Source organism: Methanosarcina soligelidi (genome assembly GCF_000744315.1).
Taxonomy (GTDB): Archaea; Halobacteriota; Methanosarcinia; order Methanosarcinales; family Methanosarcinaceae; genus Methanosarcina; species Methanosarcina mazei.
This window is the reverse complement of record NZ_JQLR01000001.1, coordinates 3,680,003-3,699,278: the sequence shown is the minus strand read 5'-3', so window position 1 is coordinate 3,699,278 and position 19,276 is coordinate 3,680,003. Positions and strand designations below refer to the sequence as shown.

Genomic DNA, 19,276 nt, shown 5'->3' with positions numbered 1-19,276 from the left:
TTAATCTGGGGACTTAATCTTACGGGGACCGGGAGCTTTTTCAGATCATTGTCTGTTACCTGTGCTTTTTATGTAACTGCTGAAAGTTTTTCGGGCGATTAAAAAGCTGATGCGCTGGTTACTATGAGTAAGGTGTTGCTGCGTTTATCTGTTAAATTATTTCTGATCTCTATTTTTCTGTCATGGGCTGCGATCTTCTGTATTTCGGATGTGCAGAAGGCTTCTGCGGCTGAAATGGTTCTGGATGAAAATGAAAGCGGGAATGGCAGTGAAAACAGAGACTTTTTTCTTACAGACCTGAAGGAAGATGTTATTTATTCCGAAGAATCCATAACCCCTGCGCAGAAGAAGCTTTCAGAAGACCTGCTGAAGCTCTGTGACGAGCGCTATCTTTCAGGGGAAGAGTCTCCAGCGTCCCTGCGAGCCCGGATGATAAATCTGGGGCAGTTGAGTCAGAAAGATCCTGTAAGGGGAAGGGCAGCCGGTCCTGCAGAAGACGCTGAAGTCTTTTCAGGTTCGGGGCAAAATGCCAGCAAGTCTTCAGACCCTTCTTCAGAACCCTCTTTGTTTTCAGGTGATAAAGTCTATGTATACATCTATCTGAAGCCTTCTGCAAACAGCAGCGTACTTGAAGAGTATTGCGAAATTCAGGAAAGAGACGAAGAAAACCATATTGCTGTATCATGGGTCCCTCTTAAATCACTTGAAACCCTGGCTTCCCTTTCTGAAGTAAAAAATATTCAAACGGTTCTTCCCCCTTTTGTCAGTCAGGAAAACGCGGTTTCAGAGGGAGACTTTATCCTTAAATCCTCCAGCCTCAGGGATTCTTACGGTGTAAACGGGACAGGAATAAAAATAGGTATCATATCCGATGGCGTGGACAGTCTTGAGGATTCGCAGGCTGCAGGCAATATTTCCTATGGTGTGAATATTCTGAGCAATAAAATAGGAGGAAATGAAGGCACTGCCATGCTTGAGATTATCCAGGATATCGCCCCAGGTGCGGAGCTGTATTTCCATGACTGCGGGTCCAGCAGGCTTGAATTTAACAGGGCTGTAGATGCCCTTGTTAATGAAGGCTGTACAGTCATTTGTGATGATATTGGCTGGCTTTCAGAACCTTTTTTTGAAGACGGGATAGTTGCAAACCATATTAATGAAATCATAAAAAAGCACGACCTCCTCTACGTAAGCGCTGCAGGAAACTCAGGAGACAGCCATTACCAGGGCCTATTTTATGACAATGGGAGTGGCTGGCACGATTTCAGCAGCGGACAGGGGGAGGTGAAGAATCTGCAGCTAGAGATCAGGCCATCGGGAGAGACATGGGTTTTTCTTCAGTGGAACGACAGATGGGAACAATCGGGAAATAACTATGACCTCTACCTTAAAAATCGGGAAACTTCAGAGATTATCGCATCCAGCAAAGTCCATCAGGACGGGGACGATCTTCCCCTTGAATACATTATGTACACCAATAAGGGACAAAACACCCTCAACGCTTCTATCGAAGTTAAAAAAGTTTCAGGGGGAGCAAGAGAACTTGAACTCTATATTTACTACTGGCCTGGAGTAAAAGTCAATCCTGAAAACATAATTGCTGAAGACTCGATTTTCGGACATCCTGCCCTTCCTGATGCGGTAACCGTGGGAGCGGTCGGCATGGGAGAATCAGGAGATTATGAGATCGAGAATTTTTCTTCCATTGGTCCTGCTACGATTTTTTACCCTTCTCCTGAGGTCCGCCAGAAAGCTGACATTTCAGGGCCTGACGGTGTAAACGTCACAGGTGCAAAGGGGGTTTCAGAGCAGTTTTTCGGTACAAGTGCATCTTCCCCTCATGTTGCAGGTATTGCAGCTCTTGTCTGGAGCGCTTTCCCGGAAAAGTCGGCTATGGATATCAGGAGGCTGCTCTATACTTCTTCGACAGACCTCGGTAATCCCGGCTATGATACTATTTTCGGCCACGGGCTTGTGGACGCTTTAAAAATGTATGAGCAGGCATCAGGAGCTTCTTCCACTTTTACTGTGAAGCCTGGCGGGGACGGGGATTTTTCTTCAATCTCAGATGCGGTAAACTACAGCAGACCGGGAGACTCAATTTTCGTATATCCGGGAATATACCGGGAAAATATAGACCTTCCCTGGTCCCTTAACTTAAGTTCTGCTTCCGGGAAGCCTGAAGACACAGTTCTGGAAGCAGAAAACTTCGAAGAGCCTGTTCTTCATGTGACTGCAAATTCCGTAAACATCACCGGATTCAGCATAAACGGGCCTTCGGGAGCTGGCATTTATCTCGAAAGTGCGGGAAGCTGTGAACTTAAAAATAACAGAATATCAGGTTGCACGCAGGGAGTCCTGTTTGAGTGTTCATCAAACAACACCCTTCAGGGCAATAATCTCTCAAACAATACGGAAGGGCTCAGGTTAACGGATTCTTTCCTCAATACAATCTTCGAGAATGAATTTGAAAATGGAATCAATGTCAATGAAAGCTTAAGTCAAAACTTTCCGGAAGAAAGGTTTTCAGGTCTTCCAAACAACTGGAACACGGCTGAAGGTATAAAATATCTCTATAACGGCGGGATTTACGAAAGCCGTTTTGGAAACTTTTACTCTGATTACCGGGGCCCGGATGCAGACGGAAGCGGGATAGGGGACCTTCCTTACGGCAGTGATTCCTTCCCACTTACTGCCAGACCTGCATCATATTCCACGGGTTTCGAGATAGGGAATATAAGTCCTGCCCGGGACTCAGCCTCAGTTGAAGGGGATGTGCTGGATTTTGGAATAAGGTCCACGAGAAACTGCACTTTTAGCTGGCTTATAAACGGAACCCTGGTGCAGACAAATGAATCTGCTTCTTCTGCTGTTTTTTCAATTAATACTGGGGAGTTGAGAGGCATAATTACAGAAAACAGCGACACCGATCCTCCCGGGTCTAAATACAATCTGACAGTTATTGCAGCAAACGGCTCTTCATTCCTGCAACACAGCTGGAACTGGACTGTTTATCCTGCAGAAACAGGGGCAAACACATCCGGGAATGTGAGTGAAGATAATATAATCAGGAGCATCAGTTATGAAGGGAATGGCGGTAAGAGTACGGGAGGGAAAGCGGGCGAAGGACGCGGCGGGATTTCCAGTTTTCCTGAGCCTTCGGGTAATGTCGAGAACAGGGGAACAGCCGGTACCTCACCTTTTTCAGCCGCCGGTCAGGAGCAGGGCGAGCCTTTGCAGTTCTCCTCTCATACCGCGCAGAATAATTCTCCTGGAAAAGGTCCTGACGGGGCTCCGGAACTCTGGGTCGCACGTGAAAATGAAAGCGGCTCATCAGAAGAAGAAAGCGGAGAGGACAGAAATGTTCCCAGGAATGTCCCTTCTCTCACGTCAGGGACATCTATCTTTATCCTGCTTACAGGTGCACTGTGCATTAAAAGGGAATGAAATGAATATTAGGAAATGAAATGGAGATCCAAAAATCTGGGTGCAATGAATAAAGGCTGTCTCCAGGCCCTGAATCTTTAATTTTGAACCTCTAACTATGAACCTATAACTTATCTCCGGAATAATAAGTTATATTTGGAAACTCTTTTAAAGGAGCATCCAGTTACCTGATAGTATATTTTTGATTCATGTGCAGGCATTATTTTGATTATAATTTGTACTGAGATGTGGCTATTTGAGATTTGCCGGCTTCTTGAATGCCGCTTTTAAAGATGAGTCTATAAAAGTTCCTGACCGGAGAGGTTTACCAATGACAGAAGCGCTTTACTTCCTTGACTGTTACCTGAAAGAATTCGAAGCAACCGTTGAAAAAGTGACTGAAGGCAAGTATATTGTCCTTGACCGCACTGCTTTCTATCCCGAGAGCGGCGGGCAGCCCAGTGATACCGGTAAACTGGTCCGGGAAAGGGACGGGGCTGAATTTAAGGTTGTTTATGCGGGCAAGTTCAATGGAGACATAAGCCACGAGATCTCTCCTGAAGGCGAAACCGGAGCAGAAGGTCTTAAGGTTGGAGATAAAGTAAAAGGTATTATTGACTGGGACCGCCGTTACAGGCATATGCGCATGCATACTGCAACCCATGTGATTGCAAATGTGATCGAAAAAGAAGCAGGAGCCCAGATTACCGGAAACCAGCTGGGGCTTGACCAGAGCAGGGTTGATTTCAGCCTTGAGGCTTTTGACAGGGAAAAGTTCGCAGAATACGAAAAAATCGCAAATGAAATAATAGCCGAAAACCATTCCGTAAATCTCTACCTTGTCAGCCGCAAAGAAGCTGAAGAAAGATTATCAAGGCTTACCACGCTTGCCAAAGGTTTCTCTGAAGAGATAACTGAAGTCCGCCTTGTTGAAATCGAGGGCGTGACAATTGAAGCCTGTGGAGGGTCACACCTTAAAAATACAGGAGAGATTAAAGGAATAAAGATTGAAAAACTCCAGAACAAAGGGAAAAGTAACAGGAGAATGTACTTTTCGCTCCTGGACCAAGCTTCTGGACTGAAATAACCAGGTGAGTTGAATTTCTATGAAATCTTTTTCCTTTAATTTTTAACAGCAGGCTATTGCAGGCTATTAACAGTGCTTAGCTACAGACTAAATACAGACGGTTCTGGAAGTCTGAATTTCTTATGATAAAAAACAAAAAAACGTTTTTGTTCTCTATTTTTCAAAATTACCTTGAATCTACAGGATGGAAAGAATCCATAGGATGGAAAATTCCTGATACGCAAAATCACTCTGATTTCTCTTCGTCCTGCCAGAGCCCAAAAGCATTATTCTCAGTATCCATGCAGATTGCAAGATTTCCCCAGCCAGGGATAGCAGTTTTTGGCATCGGCACTCTGCCCCCTAATTTTTCCACCTTTTCCAGGTATTCATCCACTGAAGGAACTCCAATGTAATTCATTATTCTCTGGTCTGCTCCTTCTCTTTTCCTGAGGCCTCCTCCGGGTCCGGATTCCCCTTTAGGTCCTTCGGTTTCAATCAGGTAGTAATCCATTGTTTCCAGAGGCTTCTCAAATTTCCAGCCGAATAATCTGGAGTAAAAATTCTTTGCCCTCTCAGAATCATCCGCCGGGATATCAAAGTGAACTATTGTTGGCATGTTATCACAATAATACTGGACTTTGAAAGATTTAGTTTTTAAGGTAAAGAAGTTACCATAGGTAATTTCAAGTGGACATCTGGTGAGAGGGCGTTTCGGAAAATGCCTGATTTGTCAGTGATACAGCCTGATCTGCAAATTTATTATGTATATATTTATTATATTCAATGAATAATTCTTTATTACAACGGGAGCGCAGAGGGTCACGAATACCCCTTCCTTTAGGTAGGGGATGAAGTGAACCCTCGCCTCTTCGTTTTTCTCTTTAAATCTCTAAATCATAGCTTCCTTGTATAATAATCGTAAATCGGACCGGAAACCGAGGCAAATTTCAATCACTTATGTTCATGAAACCTTGTTAGAGGATGCTTAATTATCTGTCCCCGAGTAACCGGGCGGGCGGCCCGAAGCATACCCCATCCTTTAGGGTGGGGTGGCCGCCCGCAGTTTGATTTAATAATAAATTACTGAGCATATGAATCATATATTGGATCGCGGCACACATGAACCATGTATTGGCTCACCTTTCTTGATTTATTCCGCAGACTTTCATCCTGTTAATTAATCGGGTTAAGAAGATGTAAACTTATGAAGTGATTCTATGGTAAAACTGGATCAGGAAGGAGCAAAATGCGGTTATCGCGACGAAAAGGCTTCTCTTAAAGGTGAGCTTGAACGCCAGCTAATACACCTTTTTACAGGAATTTTTTTTATAATTTTTGTTTACTTAACGGGGGACCACGCACTAACCCTTCTCCTCCTCCTGCTGGTTTTTTATCTGGCAGTAATTTATGTTATTCTAAATGAAATGCTTCCCTCCCCACTTTACGCTTTCCTGTGCAGGTGGGGAAGGCCCGGAAAGCAGAATATCCCTCTTAAAGGGACTATCCTTCTGGTTTGCGGGATAGTAGTCTCTCTTATATTGTTCCCTGAAGAGATCGTATATGCTTCCATAGCAGTGGTCGGGTTTGGAGATTCGGTAGCAACCATTGCAGGCGTCACTCTTGGAAGGCATAAACTGCCTTATTCGGAAAATAAGAGTATCGAAGGAACTCTTGCAGGAATTCTGGCAGCCTTCCTCACATCCATGTTTTTTGTAACTCCTGTTCAGGCGTTTGTCGGGTCTGCGGGCGGAATGCTGCTGGAAAGCGTTGTGGATTTGCAGACAATAAAAGAACTTAATTCTCAGGCAGCTTACAAGTTTTTCTTAAATGATAATTTTTTAATCCCTGTATTTTCAGGCCTGCTTATGTTTATTGTCGGACTTTTTTAATTGACACTCCTCCATGCCCAAGCTTTAAATTGCATGAAGTATATATTTTATTTAACTAAAAAATATATTTAGATCTTATATATCTTTAAATGGGGGGTAAACAAGTGACAGGGATCATAAGGTTGATTATAGGATTGATTATTCTGATCATACTTATTCAGCTACTTCTCAGCTTGCTTTAATCGGCAGGAAAAGAGCGCTTCAGTTTTTTACCGGCGTAGTTACGGGAGAAGTTGGAGGACGGATAGACGGCAGCATGCCGGATAGCTGATATTTTCTATGTAACTGGAAATAAATTGAAAATAATAAACCTGAAACTTCTCTTCGATAGTCAAACATTAAAAAATAGCTTATACTGCATAAATAGAAATCATAAATAATATTCCACTCGGATAAAATGGAAATTCGAATAAATTGAAAATCCGGATAAAATGGAAATCCAAATAAATTGAAAATCCGGATAAAATGGAAATCCAAATAAATTGAAAATCCGGATAAAATGGAAATCCGAATATAAATATAAATCCGGATAATAACTACAACTTCAAATAAAAACAGAAATCAGGGTCGAAAATACAGGTCCGAATAAAAATATAAATCCCGATAGCAGGCTTAAAGGGAAAGGAAAATCATCAGATAAACGTATCACAGACATGCCCCAGTTGCTCTGCTTTTTAGCCATAAGGCACCTCCATGGTTTTTCCTGATAAATGCATTTTTTTAAGCTTGCCGTCTGTTATCCGGCCTTTCCTGCAAATATTTTTTTCCGAATGTCCTTTTTTCCAAATGTCCTGTCAATTTTTCAGGTACTTTAGCTGATTCTGAAGAGTACAAACAGGAAAGCTGCATATAGAGACATCAATGCAGCTCCTTCCCATCTTTTTATTTCCCAGCCTGTGCTGATGAATATAAGCAGGACCACGCTTATGAATATCATTACAGGAGCTGTAAAGACGAGGCTTATCTCTGCAACGGCGATCGGAAAGAGGAGACCGGAAACTCCAAGGATCATAAGTATATTTGTGATATTCGAGCCTATTATATTCCCAAGTGCAATATTTCCGTAACCCTGCCTTGCTGCGGATACCGTTACCGCAAGTTCGGGAAGGGAGGTCCCTATTGCAACCAGAGTAGTGCCTATGATGGTGTCCGGAATTCCGAGGAGCTCTGCAAAAAATATTGACTCACTGACGAAATACTTTGCTCCTATTATAATGGCTGCACAGCTCAATATCAGGGCAAGGATATCTTTTGAAAAGCTATTTTTTGGCTGGCAGTTTTTGTTGCCTGAATCTCCGTTAGTGCGGCTAACACCGTTATTTATGCCATTGATTTTCTGTCTTGCACTGTTTATATACTGGAACTTAACGAAATATTTTATGAATTCTTTGAAATAGAGCTTACCTTCATGTTTGTCTGTTTCTTCAAACAGGAAAAATGTGTAAGCTATATACAGCAGTAAGAACAGGCCGGCTTCGATTTTCGATAATTCCCCGTTGAGTGCAAAGGCAAAGAAAAGTAAAGCTGCAAAGAGCATTATATAGCCGTCTCTCCTTAGCATCTCAACTTCGGTTTTCATTGGAGAAAGAAATGCAGCAATTCCAACAATCAAACCTATGTTTGCAATGTTTGAACCTACAACATTTCCTATTACTATACCACTTGCCTGCTGGATAGAAGCAGCCATCGAAGAAGCAAGTTCGGGAATCGATGTACCGACTGCCACAAGGGTCAGCCCTATAATAAATTCCGAAATTCCAAGCTTCTTTGCAATCGATGATGCAGACTTAACGAAATAGTCTGACCCCTTGACCAGAAAAACCAGGCCAAGCAAAAGAATGAGAAAATTTGTTATGACCATAAAATAACGTCGGATCGATTTTTTCTGTTTACTCTAGTTCTTGATCTGGACCTTAATCTGCAGAACTCTTATTAAAGGTTTTCAGTTAAAAAAGAAATTAAAGATTTTGCTTATTCAGGAAGCTAAAACTTTTCTGGCCACGGATTAAATATTCCTGCTGACAGCCATTCCGGCTTGGAAAGTAACTTTTCAGACCGATAGCAGAGAAATGAACAGAGTTTCGGGCAGGTTAAACTCGGGTATATGAACTCAAAATATATGCCTCGCAATTAAAATTCGGTCACATATAGATTTTTTTTCTTAATAGCCTGCAAGGCATGGCCGTTTTCAGGGAAGTTTTTCTTCATAAGTCGTATGTTTATTTCCTGATAAAGTAATTTTTCCGATTCGATAGCCCTTTTGGAGAGGATTTTCTTTTGTCCATAAAGCTTATAACAGGGCTATATCAGGGGTTTAAACAAAAATCGGGATTATTTTATATCTTTTCTATTTTTCATTAATGCCAGATCTCATATTAATAAAAAATAAAGGGCTTCTAAAGCAAAATATTCATCTTCTAACAAACGTTTTAGTTGAATTATTTTTTATATTATTTATTGCATAATACTGAATGGAGGGTGGGCAAATAAGGGAAATTAGGTAATGGCTATCCTTAATCCTGCAAGGAGAACCTGTAAAAAAGGAGTCCTTACCAGATTGAGAAGTCCATTACAGGCACAGATTATCTGGCTAAAGATGCCCTGGAATGTGCCAGAGGAAAGATTCAGCTTCGGTGTCAGGCCCTGCCTTCAGGGATATAGATGCCTCCTGCTGATTACCAGAAACTCGAACTTTTTGAACGAAGATAACCGAAATAAGTACCGAATCTAAAGGAAATTTGCAACAGCAAATCTGGTAAGGGTCCAAAAGCGTTCGAAGGTTTACGATAAATAATCTATTATGGGGGAAAAATATGAAGACAAGTCCGATTGAAGTTCAGAAGGCTTTGAAGGGTATGGATTATCCTGCAAAGAAGAAAGATCTTATTGAACATGCCAAGAAGCATAAAGCAGGTAAGGATGTAATGTCAGTCCTCGAGGACCTTCCTGACCATGAATACTCCAATGCTGCCGATGTTAGCAGGGAGTTCGCAGGCAAATAACTTCTGAATAAACAGTACTTAGATGGGAGGCGAGTTATAAGCTTTAATGCTGGTCGAAGTTGAGGGATTTCAGGCTGTCTGGTTATCTGAAACATGATGAACTGGTAGACATACAGAACAGGAGAAGGTCCAGATTCTGGAGTTTGTGGCATCAAGACAACCCCTGAAATGTCTATAGCCTCTCATCTGGAGCAGGAAAAGATTCCGGAGGTTAAATGCCTCCCATTTTCAAAAATATTTTGGTTTATAGTTTTATTCTCGTCATTTTTTCCTCTTTCTTCTTATTTTCACTTTACTGGCCCCTGGATCAGGCTGAGAAAATATAAAACTGTCAGAGTCTAACTTTTCAGACCTATCCTTTCAGGCTCTTAATATTTTCAGACTTTTACCCTCAATTATTATGCGATCTGACCGTTTCTGGCTGTGAGATTAACTTTTCTGGACTTTTCATGTCACAGGCTTTTATATTGAACTTTCTCCCGGGTCATAATAACTGTTTTAAAAACAACTGTCTTATTTACTGCATAGAGGATCGCAAAAAATGCCTTTTAAAGTCCTGAAATAAACTGCGGGAGACTTCATAATAGTTCAAACAGCTGCAACAACAATAAATACCAACATGCCGGATATTTATTATTCAATTAGTTCATTGAGACACACTGCGGAATAACCCATGGGTGAGTGCGGGCTCTTGAATTACTTGATATAAAACCAGGATTAACCGAGGGGGAAATAAATGGAACGAAAAAGTTTCCAGAGTAAAGATCGGGACCAGAGCAGAGAAAGCGATTCCGGAAAAGAAGGCGGCTTCGGCAGAGAACCGCAAAAGATGTACACAGCAAAATGTTCTGACTGTGATATAGAAACCGAGGTGCCCTTCAAACCGGACCCTGACAGACCAGTCTACTGCAGGCAGTGCTATGCAAAGAGAAAAAGTAGAAACTTCTAAACCGAATGGGTTATCTGATAGTTTAATTTTGACAGATAAAACAGATACGCTTCGTACAGGCGATTTCTAAGCTGCTTCGAAATCTTATCTGTATCACTTAATTTTTTAATCTATATCACTTAATTTTTTAATCTATATCACTTAATTTTTGATCTTGCTTTATTTGCTTTTTGACGTATATCTATCTCCCTTTATTCTTCTTTCAAGTTTTTCTTTCAGCTTATTGATTCAAGTTCCCTTTCCAGTTTTGTTATATCAAACAGTACCCTTAACAGTTCATTCCTTCCATTGTCCCTCACGTCTATTTCTACAGGTTCGACAAGTGTATCTTTAACCGCTCTCCATTGTTCCCTGCGGATGTCGATAATTTCCCAGGGACCGGCAGAACTGTCTTTTACTCTGTCCCTGGAAAGCTGTAACAGCAGGTGTTTCTTTTCTGCAAGGGTAAGTTCTTCTATGCCCCTTACTTCAGCCTCACGGACAGCAGCTTCTCCCAATTTTGATTTTGCTTCTGCTGGTTCTCCGGGTTCTTCTCCGGCTTGTTGTATGAATTTTCCTTCCTCTTCCATGAATTCGCCTCTCTTCTGGTCAGGGTACGGGCCTGAAGGTTCTCGGGTCAAGGTAGATATTCCTCTGGCAGTAACTGCAGATGGTCTCGAGATGTTTTCCTGCAAGAAGAGCCTTATCAACCTCCTCTTCCGGAGAGATATACTGCGTCATTTCCTCCCCGCAGTAAGGACATTTTATTTTCAGCCAGTCAAGTTTAGTAAGCTGTCTTATGCCCTGTATGAGTTTTCCCAGGGCATCCTCATAGGTATCAGGGTAAAAGATAACCGGCTGGAGATGGCGGATAAGTACAGGCAGTTCGATTCCCGATTCTACAAGCGGTATTATCAGCTGGTTGAGTCCTGCAGCCAGCCCGATCTCCTGGTTCACTTCCGGAGAGCTTACTCCATCCTGTGTGATTAGAGGAATAACGCAGTCTGACTGGCGGACTCCAAAACGTATCCTTTCGGCAAGAGAAAGAATACGAGCTTTCCTGTACAGGGATGAATAGCTCTCTATTTCAACTGCCCAGAGAGTCCTTGCCAGTTCCCGGGCAAGCAATTCATCTTGCTCGCAATGAGATATGTAAATTTTTGTTATCATGCCTGCTGACTTGGTTCACAATTCTTGTTTTCCGGACTTATGTTCTGGTTCGGTTTCCGGTTCAGGCTCGGGTATCGGTTCGGGTGAAGGAACCGGCTGTGGTTCGGGTTCAGGCATAGGTTCAGGTTGAAAAGATGGTACTTTTTCTTCTTTTGGCAAAATGATTCCCCCCTCTAATATAACTTAAAATGCTCTCTTAAGGACAATCTTCTAAGGACAATTTCCTGTCAGTGTTTTTGATTTCCTTGAGGTATTGCCCTCTTATCAATTCGTGTATAATTCGTGTGGCTATGAGTTCCTGTTTAATTTCATTCTGACAGGTATGGGTTCCTGAAGTTATGGTTTATTATGACACATTAGTTGAATAACATTATTTGCAGTCCAGGAGTCATGCATCTCAGTCTGAGGCTAACATGACGCTTGAGGCTTTAATTACTGCATAGACATCATGCCCTTCTTTTAAACCCAGCTTTTCAGCCGAGTTTTTTGTTATGATCGAAGTAATCTCGGTACCTCCCGGAAGTTCGACCACGATTTCCGAATTAACCGATCCGTGTGTTATGCTCTTGACTTTGCCTTTAAGGACATTGCGCGCGCTTATTTTCATCTTATTCCCCATATTTCGGTTTTTATTTATTGATTTTTATTCTCTTATCAATAAGGTTAGTCTTGTGAATTATAGATGCATAGGAATCTGGTTTTCGAAACTTAATTACTGAATTTTAATCTTTGTTAATCTCTCAAATAAAAGCCGTCTCCGAAGGCAAATAATCTGTTAGAAGGTGTTTTTATAACAGGTGAAATATAGATGATACTGTTTAGAACGCTATTCAGATAGCAATATTCAGATAACACTATTCAGAAAATTTTTCATATTCCTGAATAAGAAGTCCGTATGGAGAATAACACTATATATTCTGCCTGTATCCGGCAGTTGATTTACCTGGTAGCTGATCTGTCAGGTAGCGATTTGCTGGCAGCTTGAATTTGCCTATTTTAAAAATTTCTCCATGCGGGTTTTCCTGTATGGTTTAACTGCCAGCCCTGTTTACTGAATAAAAAATCGCTGATTTTACTGAATAAAAGATCACTGATTATGGTTTTTGTTTGATAAGTGCTGTTTGTGGGCAGTATCTGCTCAGAACTCCCGGCAACGGACTGAAAGAAACATCTGGATGACTGCAGGTCAAATTGCAGTTAAAACAAAAGCTTTATTGAAAAGGCACATCTTTCCGTGTAATTAATCCATGTAATTAATACTTTCATGAAATTAAGTTATGAGGCGTACGATGAAAACCAGAAGTGCATCTATAACTCTTGTTTTACTCCTTACCATAGGGGTTATAACCGCAGTCTCTTTCTCACTCGGCTGTACTGAGCAGGAAGAAACTCCTGCTGAGCCTTCAGATAATACTCCCGTTGAACCTGTAGAAAGCGCTCCAGCTGAACCTGCAGATAATGATTCTGTTGATGCTCCTGCAGAAACCGAAGAGGAAACTTCTGCTGAACCTGTAGAGAACACTCCTGTCGAATCCGCAGGAGTCGTCCCTGAAGAGTCTTCGGGAAGCCCGGAAAGCTCAGGAGTCGATATAGAGGACCTGGAACCAATTTCTGCTGGCAATATCCAGGATACCGAATGGCAGTGGACCGGTTTCCAGGACTCTGACAGCCCTGATAGCCAGATAAAAGTGCCCAGCCCTGAAGATTATACGCTTTCCTTTTTCGCTGACGGCACATACTATATTAAAGCCGACTGCAACACCGGCAGCGGGACATATTCCCTGGAAGGAAATAGGCTTTTCCTTGACCTGCCGGTAACAACTCTTGTTGACTGCGGTCCTGAGTCCATGAATGGCGAATATATGTCTCTTTTACCCACTGTAGAGGCAGCAGCCATTGAGGACGGTCAGCTTGTCCTTTACCCCGGAAATGAAGGTGACAAAATGTTCTTTATTAATGGGGGGAAGGCTGAACGGTAAATGCTTGATTAAAAATAGACCTGGTTAATTGAGGTTCAGACCTGGTTAATTGAGGCTTAGATCTGGTTAATCAAGCCCCAATATTTTTGAGCTTCTTTCTTATTTTTGTTTTTTGGTCAGTGCCGCGAATTTTCTGTAAATTCAAAATCAATTTTCTGGGCATTTCAGGATACTGCATGTGAAACCATGCTAATGATCCTGAATTCCTGGCTCAAAAACTCTTAAAATTTGTAATTTTTCAGAAAAACTAGTGTCATGACAATTTAATTATTGAGCATAATTTATAGTATTTCTATGTCAATACATAACGATTCTTAACTTATAAAATGACCAAAAACTAAATGTTCATGACACTAGCACACTGCCGATTCTTTTGCGACACTACTATTTCTTTTTGCTTTTTCCCACCGATTCCAACAACTTTAAAAACAATGCCCTGTATCAAAATGTGAATTTAATGTTACGGATCAGGGTTAACAATTCCTGATTTATTTCTGAAAAATCCCGGATTTTTTTCCGGTCTTTCAACCGCATAAGCTTTATGAGAGATTAAAATGGAACTCGACGAAGTCATAATTACACGGGCAATTTTTGAAGAGTATTCTAAAACCTTCCTTGAATACACGGACATTGATGTGGCACTCGTAGGAGGCGGACCTGCAAACCTTGTGGCTGCAAAGTACCTGGCTGAAGCCGGGGCAAAGGTCGCTATTTATGAGCAGAAACTGTCCCTCGGGGGAGGGATGTGGGCTGGAGGCATGATGTTTCCGCGCATAGTTGTACAGGAAGAAGCCTGCCGCGTCCTGGACGACTTCGGGATCAGGTATAAGGAGTACGAGCCCGGGTATTTTGTGGCAAACTCCGTGGAATCCGTGGGAAAACTGATCGCAGGGGCAACGTCTGCAGGGGCTGAGGTCTTTAACCTTGTGAGCTTTGAAGACATCATGATCCGGGAGAATGACAGGGTTACGGGCATAGTAATTAACTGGGGACCTGTCACAACACAGCGCCTGCATGTGGATCCTCTCATGATCCGCACGAAACTCGTGATTGACGGTACAGGGCATGATGCAGTCGTCTGCAATACCATTCTCCGGAAAATCCCAAACGCAAAAATAGGGGAATTCGGCATCCTGGGAGAAAAGCCTATGTGGTCCGAGGTAGGAGAGCGCCTGGCTGTGGATGCAACCCAGGAGATCTATCCAGGACTTATTGTGGCAGGCATGGCTGCAAATGCCGCAACCCGTGCCCCAAGAATGGGTCCAGTCTTTGGAGGGATGCTCCTTTCCGGAGAAAAGGCTGCAAAACTTGCCCTTGACAGGCTTAAAAAGATCTGATCTGGCCGAAACCCCTGAGAGAAACCGGATTTTTTCTATTATTCCGGTACTTTTTTATGCCGGAAAACGGTAAGATTTCCTTCTCTTAAAAAGGTCAGCTGCTTTTCCCGGCAAAAACTTTATATAAAAAAACTCCTTCTATAGGTTGCTTCAAACCTGAAGTACCAGACCCTGTGGCCGGGGTAGGGTAGAGGTCCATCCTGTGGCCCTGTGGAGGCTACGACCCGAGTTCGATTCTCGGTCCCGGCCCTCAATTATTTTTTAATTGTCTATTATTGATTTCTCTTTTCTGGTTTCCTCTCTTTATTTCTGCTTCTGTGTTGTTTTAATTACCCTTAATTTAATATCCAGCTGCGCTCTATACTTCAATCTCCGGTTATCAAACAAAGGAAACAGGAACTTATATGAAAGCACTTATTATAGACGGCTACGTAGACGAACCCGCCTGTCTGGGAGTCCCTCCCTATCTTTCCCCTTATCCAAGGTATATAGCAGGAGCTCTGAGAGAACGCGGGCTTTCTGAAAATGACATTCATTACCTGACTATTGACACCCTGAGGGAAAATATTCCCGGAGCTGGCGAGCTTATTGGGAAGGCAGACCTTGTGGTTATTATTGCCGGCATGACCGTGCCCGGCAAATATCTGCGTGCATCTCCCATCTCTCCCGGAGAAATTGAAGCAATTTTCGGGGCTGCAAAGGGAATAAAAGTTATGGGCGGCCCTATAAGGCTCGGCTTCAGCAGCGAAGGCGGGAGGGCTGCAAAGGGCACGGAAAGCGGCATAAGCCTCGGAGATGCCGTACTTGCAAAAATGGACATTGAGGCTTTTATTTACGACCTTTTTGAGGACGGGATCGAAGGGGAAAGAAGTACTGGAAGCTTTCCTGTCAGGCTGAAAGATCAGGAGTCTATTGAGCACCGTTTCAGGACAACATCCGAGATCGGATGCTGGGGTGTCAGAGGGGCTTTTTTGATCAGGCAGCACCCGGATTACCCTCACTGCATGTGTGAGCTTGAAACATACAGGGGCTGCGGAAGGAAGGTTCACTGTTCTTTCTGCACTGAGCCTTTTTATGGGTCTTCGGACTACAGGCCCGTGGAGGATGTTGTTTCTGAAGTTTCCGCACTTTATTCTTACGGAGCACGCTATTTCAGAATCGGAAGGCAGCCTGACCTCTTTTCCTATCATGGGACAGACGCAGGTGGACCAGTGCCGAAGCCTGTGCCTGAGGTCCTTGAAAGGCTCTATAAAGGAATAAGGAATTCCGCACCCGGACTTTCCGTACTCCACATGGACAACGCAAACCCCATTACTCTTGCAACATATCCGGAAGAATCAGAGCAGATTCTGAAGACAATTGTCAAATTCCATACGCCGGGAGATGTGGCAGCTTTTGGTATGGAGACTGCCGATCCCGCAGTGGTTGCAGCAAATTCCCTCAAGGCGACCTCAGAAGAAGTCTTTGAAGCGATCAGGCTGGTCAACAGGTTTGGAGCTGTGCGCGGGGCAAACGGGCTTCCGGAAATTCTTCCGGGCATCAATTTTGTTCATGGCCTTATGGGCGAGACTAAAAAGACTTTCCAGTTAAATTATGCTTTCCTTCAAAAAGTTCTTGATTCGGGGCTTCTTCTCCGGAGAATTAACATCAGGCAGGTCATGGCATTTCCCGGAACTCCAATGTACGGCAGGGACGAAGCTGCAAAGAAGCACAAAAAACTCTTTCTGGATTATAAAGAACGGGTCAGGAAGAATATCGACCTTCCAATGCTCAGGAAGGTCGTGCCGGAAGGTACGGTACTGAGAGACGTGATGTGCGAGGTTCACGACAGGGATCTTACTTTTGGAAGGCAGATCGGTTCTTATCCTCTGCTCGTGGGGATCCCTTCCCTCCTTCCTTTGCGGAAATTCACAGATATCACTGTCACAGGGCACGGTATGCGTTCGATTACCGGAATTCCTTATCCACTGCACATTAACTCTGCTCCCCCGACTCTTATTCGATTTCTTCCAGGGATCGGTAAAAAAGCGGCTGCTTCCATAGCTGCCGGAATTCCCTATTCAAACAGGAATGATTTTCTTAAAAGAGTAAGCGAGGGAGAAAAGGTCATCGACTTTATTGAAATTTAATGCTCGAAAGAAGGTGTGGTACTCTGCCGTATGGCTCTTCTGGCTGATGTTTCGGTTCTTCAGGCTGATGCCTTTAATTTTTGCTCTGGATAAGCATACCCAAAACCTGAGTTAATCTTTTTTCACTTTTGCTATTTTTTCTTTTTTTCGAATTTAGTTATTTCTGGTTCTGTATAACTTTTGTATAACTTTTGTATAACTTTTGTATAACTTTTGTATAACTTTTGTATAACTGCAGTCTTTTTTCTATTTTTTAAATTGATGTTTTTTCAGACAATTCCTTCTCTTATATGCAACAGTCTTAAATTTTAAAACTTGAATTTCGGAATTTTTCTAATAAATAGCTATTTATTCAATCCCAAATCATTCTAAATGGGACATTTTTGGGGGATTTGCTTGAGCGATAGCACAGAAAATTTACATAGAGTGAAGATTGCTCTTCAGTTGAGTTTTATTTTGTGGGTCATGCTTGGAATTTTAATTCTTTATGCTACTTTTGAAGAGCAGTCCAGACTGTTCGTGACATTCCTGCTCCTCTGTTCGGTTATTTTTTTCACGCCCTTTCTTCCGGAAGGAACAGATTTACCTGAAGGAACAGGTTACAAAGAAATTGAAAACCTTGAAGGCTACAGGGAAGAATAAATTGAAAAAATAAGTTGTCCCTGCAAACAGGGAGTCCATATTAAAGTTATTTAAATCCTGATTACTCAGGTCTTATCCTATCTGATGATTTTCAAAACTTTTCAAACTAATATCTGGAAAATCTTTTAAGCTTCGCTGACTCTGAGGATGCGGGCAATCTCGTTTCCTTCAGGTCCTATGGATGATAGTTCGCTCGAAGCTTCGGACTTTGAAATGTATTTTTCTGTCCGGATACTTCCCGGCTCCTCTATTTTAATCGTTATTTCCCCTTCCATGTACCCTCTCTCAATGCATTCCCCTGCGAGCTTTCCGTATATTCCGGCTATAATCTTAAGGCAGTCAAAAATAACATTCTCTTCAACAGCATTTTTGCCGTCTATAAGGATCAGCCTGAGCTTTCTGAAAACCACTGAGTCTGTTACGAAATCTTTAATTTTTTCCATAAATATGGAAATGGAATCTTTATCCAGAGCGGGAGCCAGCTTTTCATCACCTGTTATTTCGTTGTCTCCATACATTATCAGAAATGTCCCGCCATCTGAAGTAATTATGAACCGGTTTTCCGCATCCTTATCTTCTATAACAGTTCTCGTAGTATTTTTTCCGTGCTCGATATTGGTAACGTAGAAACCTGACACGTCCAGCTTTTTTACCTTTTCTTCTTTTGAGAGGAATCCGCTTTTTGACCGCACGGGCAGAGTAAGTTTCTGGAGGTCTTCAACTTTCAGTGTATCCTGTATAAAACTCAGTTCAAATTCGTATCTCATGCCGTCGATAGAGCTTACCTGCCACCCTTTAAGCTTCCTGTCTTCGCTTGAAGCATAACAGGTGTGTTCGGAGCCATAAATGCTATTTTCAAAAAAAGGGCTGAGAGCTGTAAGTATCCTGTCTTCCAGCTGCCGTACTTCTATAAGTGCCAGCCTGTTCTGTTTGTCTATATCTTCAAGTTTTTCATTCTTTTTCAATAGCGATATGTTCGCACAGGTCTCTATTGTCTTGGATTTTATCTCAAGAACTTCTCCGGATTCATATCCCAGTGCACGTTCTTCTATACACTCAGTGATTTCTTTCTGGAACCTGTCTATTTCTTCAATTCCCGCCTGAGTAGTCCCCGTCTCTTCGATATTTACCTGTTTTATCTCTTTAATTGACTTTTCAAGAGGGATTACTTCTTTAGAAATCCGTATAAAGTCCTGAATATCCTGAATAAAGTCTCTCTGAACGGGAAATTCCGTTGAGTCCTGAAAGGTATATTTCATTTCAAATCCTCCCCTTTGGAAAAATTGCTTTTTAGAAAACTATGTTTTTTATGTTTAAATTTGTGAGCATATACCCTGGGATGGAAGAATTACCCACTTAAATTAATAAAATGAATTTTTTTATTCGATAGTCTGATTTCTTTTTTAATTATTTAATTTTTTAAAATCACTATTATTTAATCTATTTTTTACCGATACTTTTATTAAAAAATAAATTTTTTTAGAAAGATTTATATCAAATATTTGCGTAAGTTATGTCATATTATCGTCACAAGATAATATGAAAAGACATTATGAAAAGACATTATTAAAAGACATTATGAAAAGACATGTACCTGGTTAATGCTGATTTATTATCCCCTGGTGGTTTTCTTTAGTGAATTCACTGTTCAGGATTAATAAGTATATGTCTGATGCACCAATCTGACCGGTCGGCCAGGTATCAA

17 protein-coding genes and 1 tRNA gene are annotated in these 19,276 nt (G+C 42.0%); 11 read left to right on the top strand and 7 right to left on the bottom strand.

All coding sequences use genetic code 11. The features are described 5' to 3' along the window. Positions 1-123 precede the first annotated feature (123 nt). Together M886_RS15820 and alaXM are read left to right on the top strand one after the other, a co-directional pair. Positions 124-3,447 (top strand): NosD domain-containing protein, encoded by a 3,324-nt coding sequence (locus M886_RS15820; RefSeq protein WP_235203991.1) that lies wholly within the window; start codon positions 124-126, stop codon positions 3,445-3,447. Positions 3,448-3,757: 310 nt separating this feature from the next. Continuing rightward, positions 3,758-4,513 (top strand): alanyl-tRNA editing protein AlaXM, encoded by a 756-nt coding sequence (gene alaXM, locus M886_RS15815; protein ID WP_048037132.1) that lies wholly within the window; start codon positions 3,758-3,760, stop codon positions 4,511-4,513. Between the two features lie 226 nt (positions 4,514-4,739). Here alaXM and M886_RS15810 read toward each other — a convergent pair whose 3' ends face one another. After that, on the bottom strand, positions 4,740-5,111 hold the full coding sequence (locus M886_RS15810) for a VOC family protein (protein WP_048051484.1): 372 nt from the start codon (positions 5,109-5,111) through the stop codon (positions 4,740-4,742). 601 nt (positions 5,112-5,712) lie between these two features. Here M886_RS15810 and M886_RS15805 point away from each other — a divergent pair. Then, complete coding sequence (locus tag M886_RS15805) at positions 5,713-6,384, top strand: diacylglycerol/polyprenol kinase family protein (protein ID WP_048037143.1); 672 nt, start codon at positions 5,713-5,715, stop codon at positions 6,382-6,384. 811 nt (positions 6,385-7,195) lie between these two features. Here the strand turns inward: M886_RS15805 and M886_RS15800 are convergent. Beyond that, complete coding sequence (locus M886_RS15800) at positions 7,196-8,245, bottom strand: calcium/sodium antiporter (RefSeq protein WP_011032184.1); 1,050 nt, start codon at positions 8,243-8,245, stop codon at positions 7,196-7,198. A gap of 642 nt (positions 8,246-8,887) precedes the next feature. On the opposite strand from M886_RS15800, the gene M886_RS15795 reads away from it, so the two are divergent. The 3 genes from M886_RS15795 (at position 8,888) to M886_RS15785 (ending at position 10,335) form a co-directional block, all read left to right on the top strand. After that, positions 8,888-9,115 carry a hypothetical protein gene (locus tag M886_RS15795; protein ID WP_011032183.1) on the top strand — a complete coding sequence of 76 codons (228 nt, stop codon included), beginning with the start codon at positions 8,888-8,890 and terminating at the stop codon, positions 9,113-9,115. An 82-nt stretch (positions 9,116-9,197) separates the two neighbouring features. Then, positions 9,198-9,386: a DUF2795 domain-containing protein gene (locus tag M886_RS15790; protein WP_011032182.1), complete on the top strand. Its 189-nt coding sequence runs from the start codon at positions 9,198-9,200 to the stop codon at positions 9,384-9,386. A 736-nt stretch (positions 9,387-10,122) separates the two neighbouring features. Next, a complete protein-coding gene (locus M886_RS15785; protein ID WP_048043029.1) occupies positions 10,123-10,335 on the top strand; it encodes a CxxC-x17-CxxC domain-containing protein in 213 nt (70 codons plus the stop codon). Between the two features lie 215 nt (positions 10,336-10,550). Here the strand turns inward: M886_RS15785 and M886_RS15780 are convergent, their stop codons facing one another. From M886_RS15780 to M886_RS15770, 4 genes are all read right to left on the bottom strand, one after another. Beyond that, a complete protein-coding gene (locus M886_RS15780) occupies positions 10,551-10,955 on the bottom strand; it encodes a hypothetical protein (RefSeq protein ID WP_235203990.1) in 405 nt (134 codons plus the stop codon). Beyond that, entirely contained in the window at positions 10,924-11,484 is a 561-nt protein-coding gene (locus M886_RS15775; RefSeq protein ID WP_048051482.1) for a toll/interleukin-1 receptor domain-containing protein, read from the bottom strand. The genes M886_RS15780 and M886_RS15775 overlap by 32 nt, the downstream gene beginning before the upstream one ends. Positions 11,485-11,499: 15 nt before the next feature. Next, the gene (locus tag M886_RS19000) at positions 11,500-11,643 is read right to left on the bottom strand and encodes a hypothetical protein (RefSeq protein ID WP_200880727.1); all 144 of its coding nucleotides are present in this window, start codon (positions 11,641-11,643) and stop codon (positions 11,500-11,502) included. Positions 11,644-11,881: 238 nt separating this feature from the next. Then, on the bottom strand, positions 11,882-12,091 hold the full coding sequence (locus tag M886_RS15770) for a TOBE domain-containing protein (protein ID WP_048051481.1): 210 nt from the start codon (positions 12,089-12,091) through the stop codon (positions 11,882-11,884). Positions 12,092-12,773: 682 nt separating this feature from the next. Here M886_RS15770 and M886_RS15765 point away from each other — a divergent pair. The 5 genes from M886_RS15765 (at position 12,774) to M886_RS15745 (ending at position 17,571) form a co-directional block, all read left to right on the top strand. Then, complete coding sequence (locus tag M886_RS15765) at positions 12,774-13,463, top strand: META domain-containing protein (RefSeq protein ID WP_011032177.1); 690 nt, start codon at positions 12,774-12,776, stop codon at positions 13,461-13,463. Between the two features lie 554 nt (positions 13,464-14,017). Continuing rightward, the gene (locus tag M886_RS15760; RefSeq protein WP_011032176.1) at positions 14,018-14,800 is read left to right on the top strand and encodes a sulfide-dependent adenosine diphosphate thiazole synthase; all 783 of its coding nucleotides are present in this window, start codon (positions 14,018-14,020) and stop codon (positions 14,798-14,800) included. 176 nt (positions 14,801-14,976) lie between these two features. Then, positions 14,977-15,049, top strand: a tRNA-His gene (locus M886_RS15755). A 155-nt stretch (positions 15,050-15,204) separates the two neighbouring features. Continuing rightward, positions 15,205-16,929, top strand: coding sequence for a radical SAM protein (locus M886_RS15750; protein ID WP_048051480.1), 1,725 nt, complete (start codon positions 15,205-15,207; stop codon positions 16,927-16,929). A gap of 396 nt (positions 16,930-17,325) precedes the next feature. Next, positions 17,326-17,571 (top strand): hypothetical protein, encoded by a 246-nt coding sequence (locus tag M886_RS15745; protein ID WP_011032174.1) that lies wholly within the window; start codon positions 17,326-17,328, stop codon positions 17,569-17,571. Between the two features lie 125 nt (positions 17,572-17,696). Here the strand turns inward: M886_RS15745 and M886_RS15740 are convergent, their stop codons facing one another. Beyond that, a complete protein-coding gene (locus tag M886_RS15740; RefSeq protein ID WP_048051478.1) occupies positions 17,697-18,830 on the bottom strand; it encodes a hypothetical protein in 1,134 nt (377 codons plus the stop codon). Between the last annotated feature and the right edge of the window lie 446 nt (positions 18,831-19,276).

Coding starts and splice junctions, on each gene's coding strand:
- M886_RS15740 (WP_048051478.1), bottom strand. CDS start 18,830: ATGAAATATACCTTTCAGGACTCAACGGAATTTCCCGTTCAGAGAGAC.
- M886_RS15770 (WP_048051481.1), bottom strand. CDS start 12,091: ATGAAAATAAGCGCGCGCAATGTCCTTAAAGGCAAAGTCAAGAGCATA.
- M886_RS15775 (WP_048051482.1), bottom strand. CDS start 11,484: ATGATAACAAAAATTTACATATCTCATTGCGAGCAAGATGAATTGCTT.
- M886_RS15765 (WP_011032177.1), top strand. CDS start 12,774: ATGAAAACCAGAAGTGCATCTATAACTCTTGTTTTACTCCTTACCATA.
- M886_RS15810 (WP_048051484.1), bottom strand. CDS start 5,111: ATGCCAACAATAGTTCACTTTGATATCCCGGCGGATGATTCTGAGAGG.
- M886_RS15760 (WP_011032176.1), top strand. CDS start 14,018: ATGGAACTCGACGAAGTCATAATTACACGGGCAATTTTTGAAGAGTAT.
- M886_RS15795 (WP_011032183.1), top strand. CDS start 8,888: ATGGCTATCCTTAATCCTGCAAGGAGAACCTGTAAAAAAGGAGTCCTT.
- M886_RS15820 (WP_235203991.1), top strand. CDS start 124: ATGAGTAAGGTGTTGCTGCGTTTATCTGTTAAATTATTTCTGATCTCT.
- M886_RS15790 (WP_011032182.1), top strand. CDS start 9,198: ATGAAGACAAGTCCGATTGAAGTTCAGAAGGCTTTGAAGGGTATGGAT.
- M886_RS15805 (WP_048037143.1), top strand. CDS start 5,713: ATGGTAAAACTGGATCAGGAAGGAGCAAAATGCGGTTATCGCGACGAA.
- alaXM (WP_048037132.1), top strand. CDS start 3,758: ATGACAGAAGCGCTTTACTTCCTTGACTGTTACCTGAAAGAATTCGAA.
- M886_RS15800 (WP_011032184.1), bottom strand. CDS start 8,245: ATGGTCATAACAAATTTTCTCATTCTTTTGCTTGGCCTGGTTTTTCTG.
- M886_RS15785 (WP_048043029.1), top strand. CDS start 10,123: ATGGAACGAAAAAGTTTCCAGAGTAAAGATCGGGACCAGAGCAGAGAA.
- M886_RS15750 (WP_048051480.1), top strand. CDS start 15,205: ATGAAAGCACTTATTATAGACGGCTACGTAGACGAACCCGCCTGTCTG.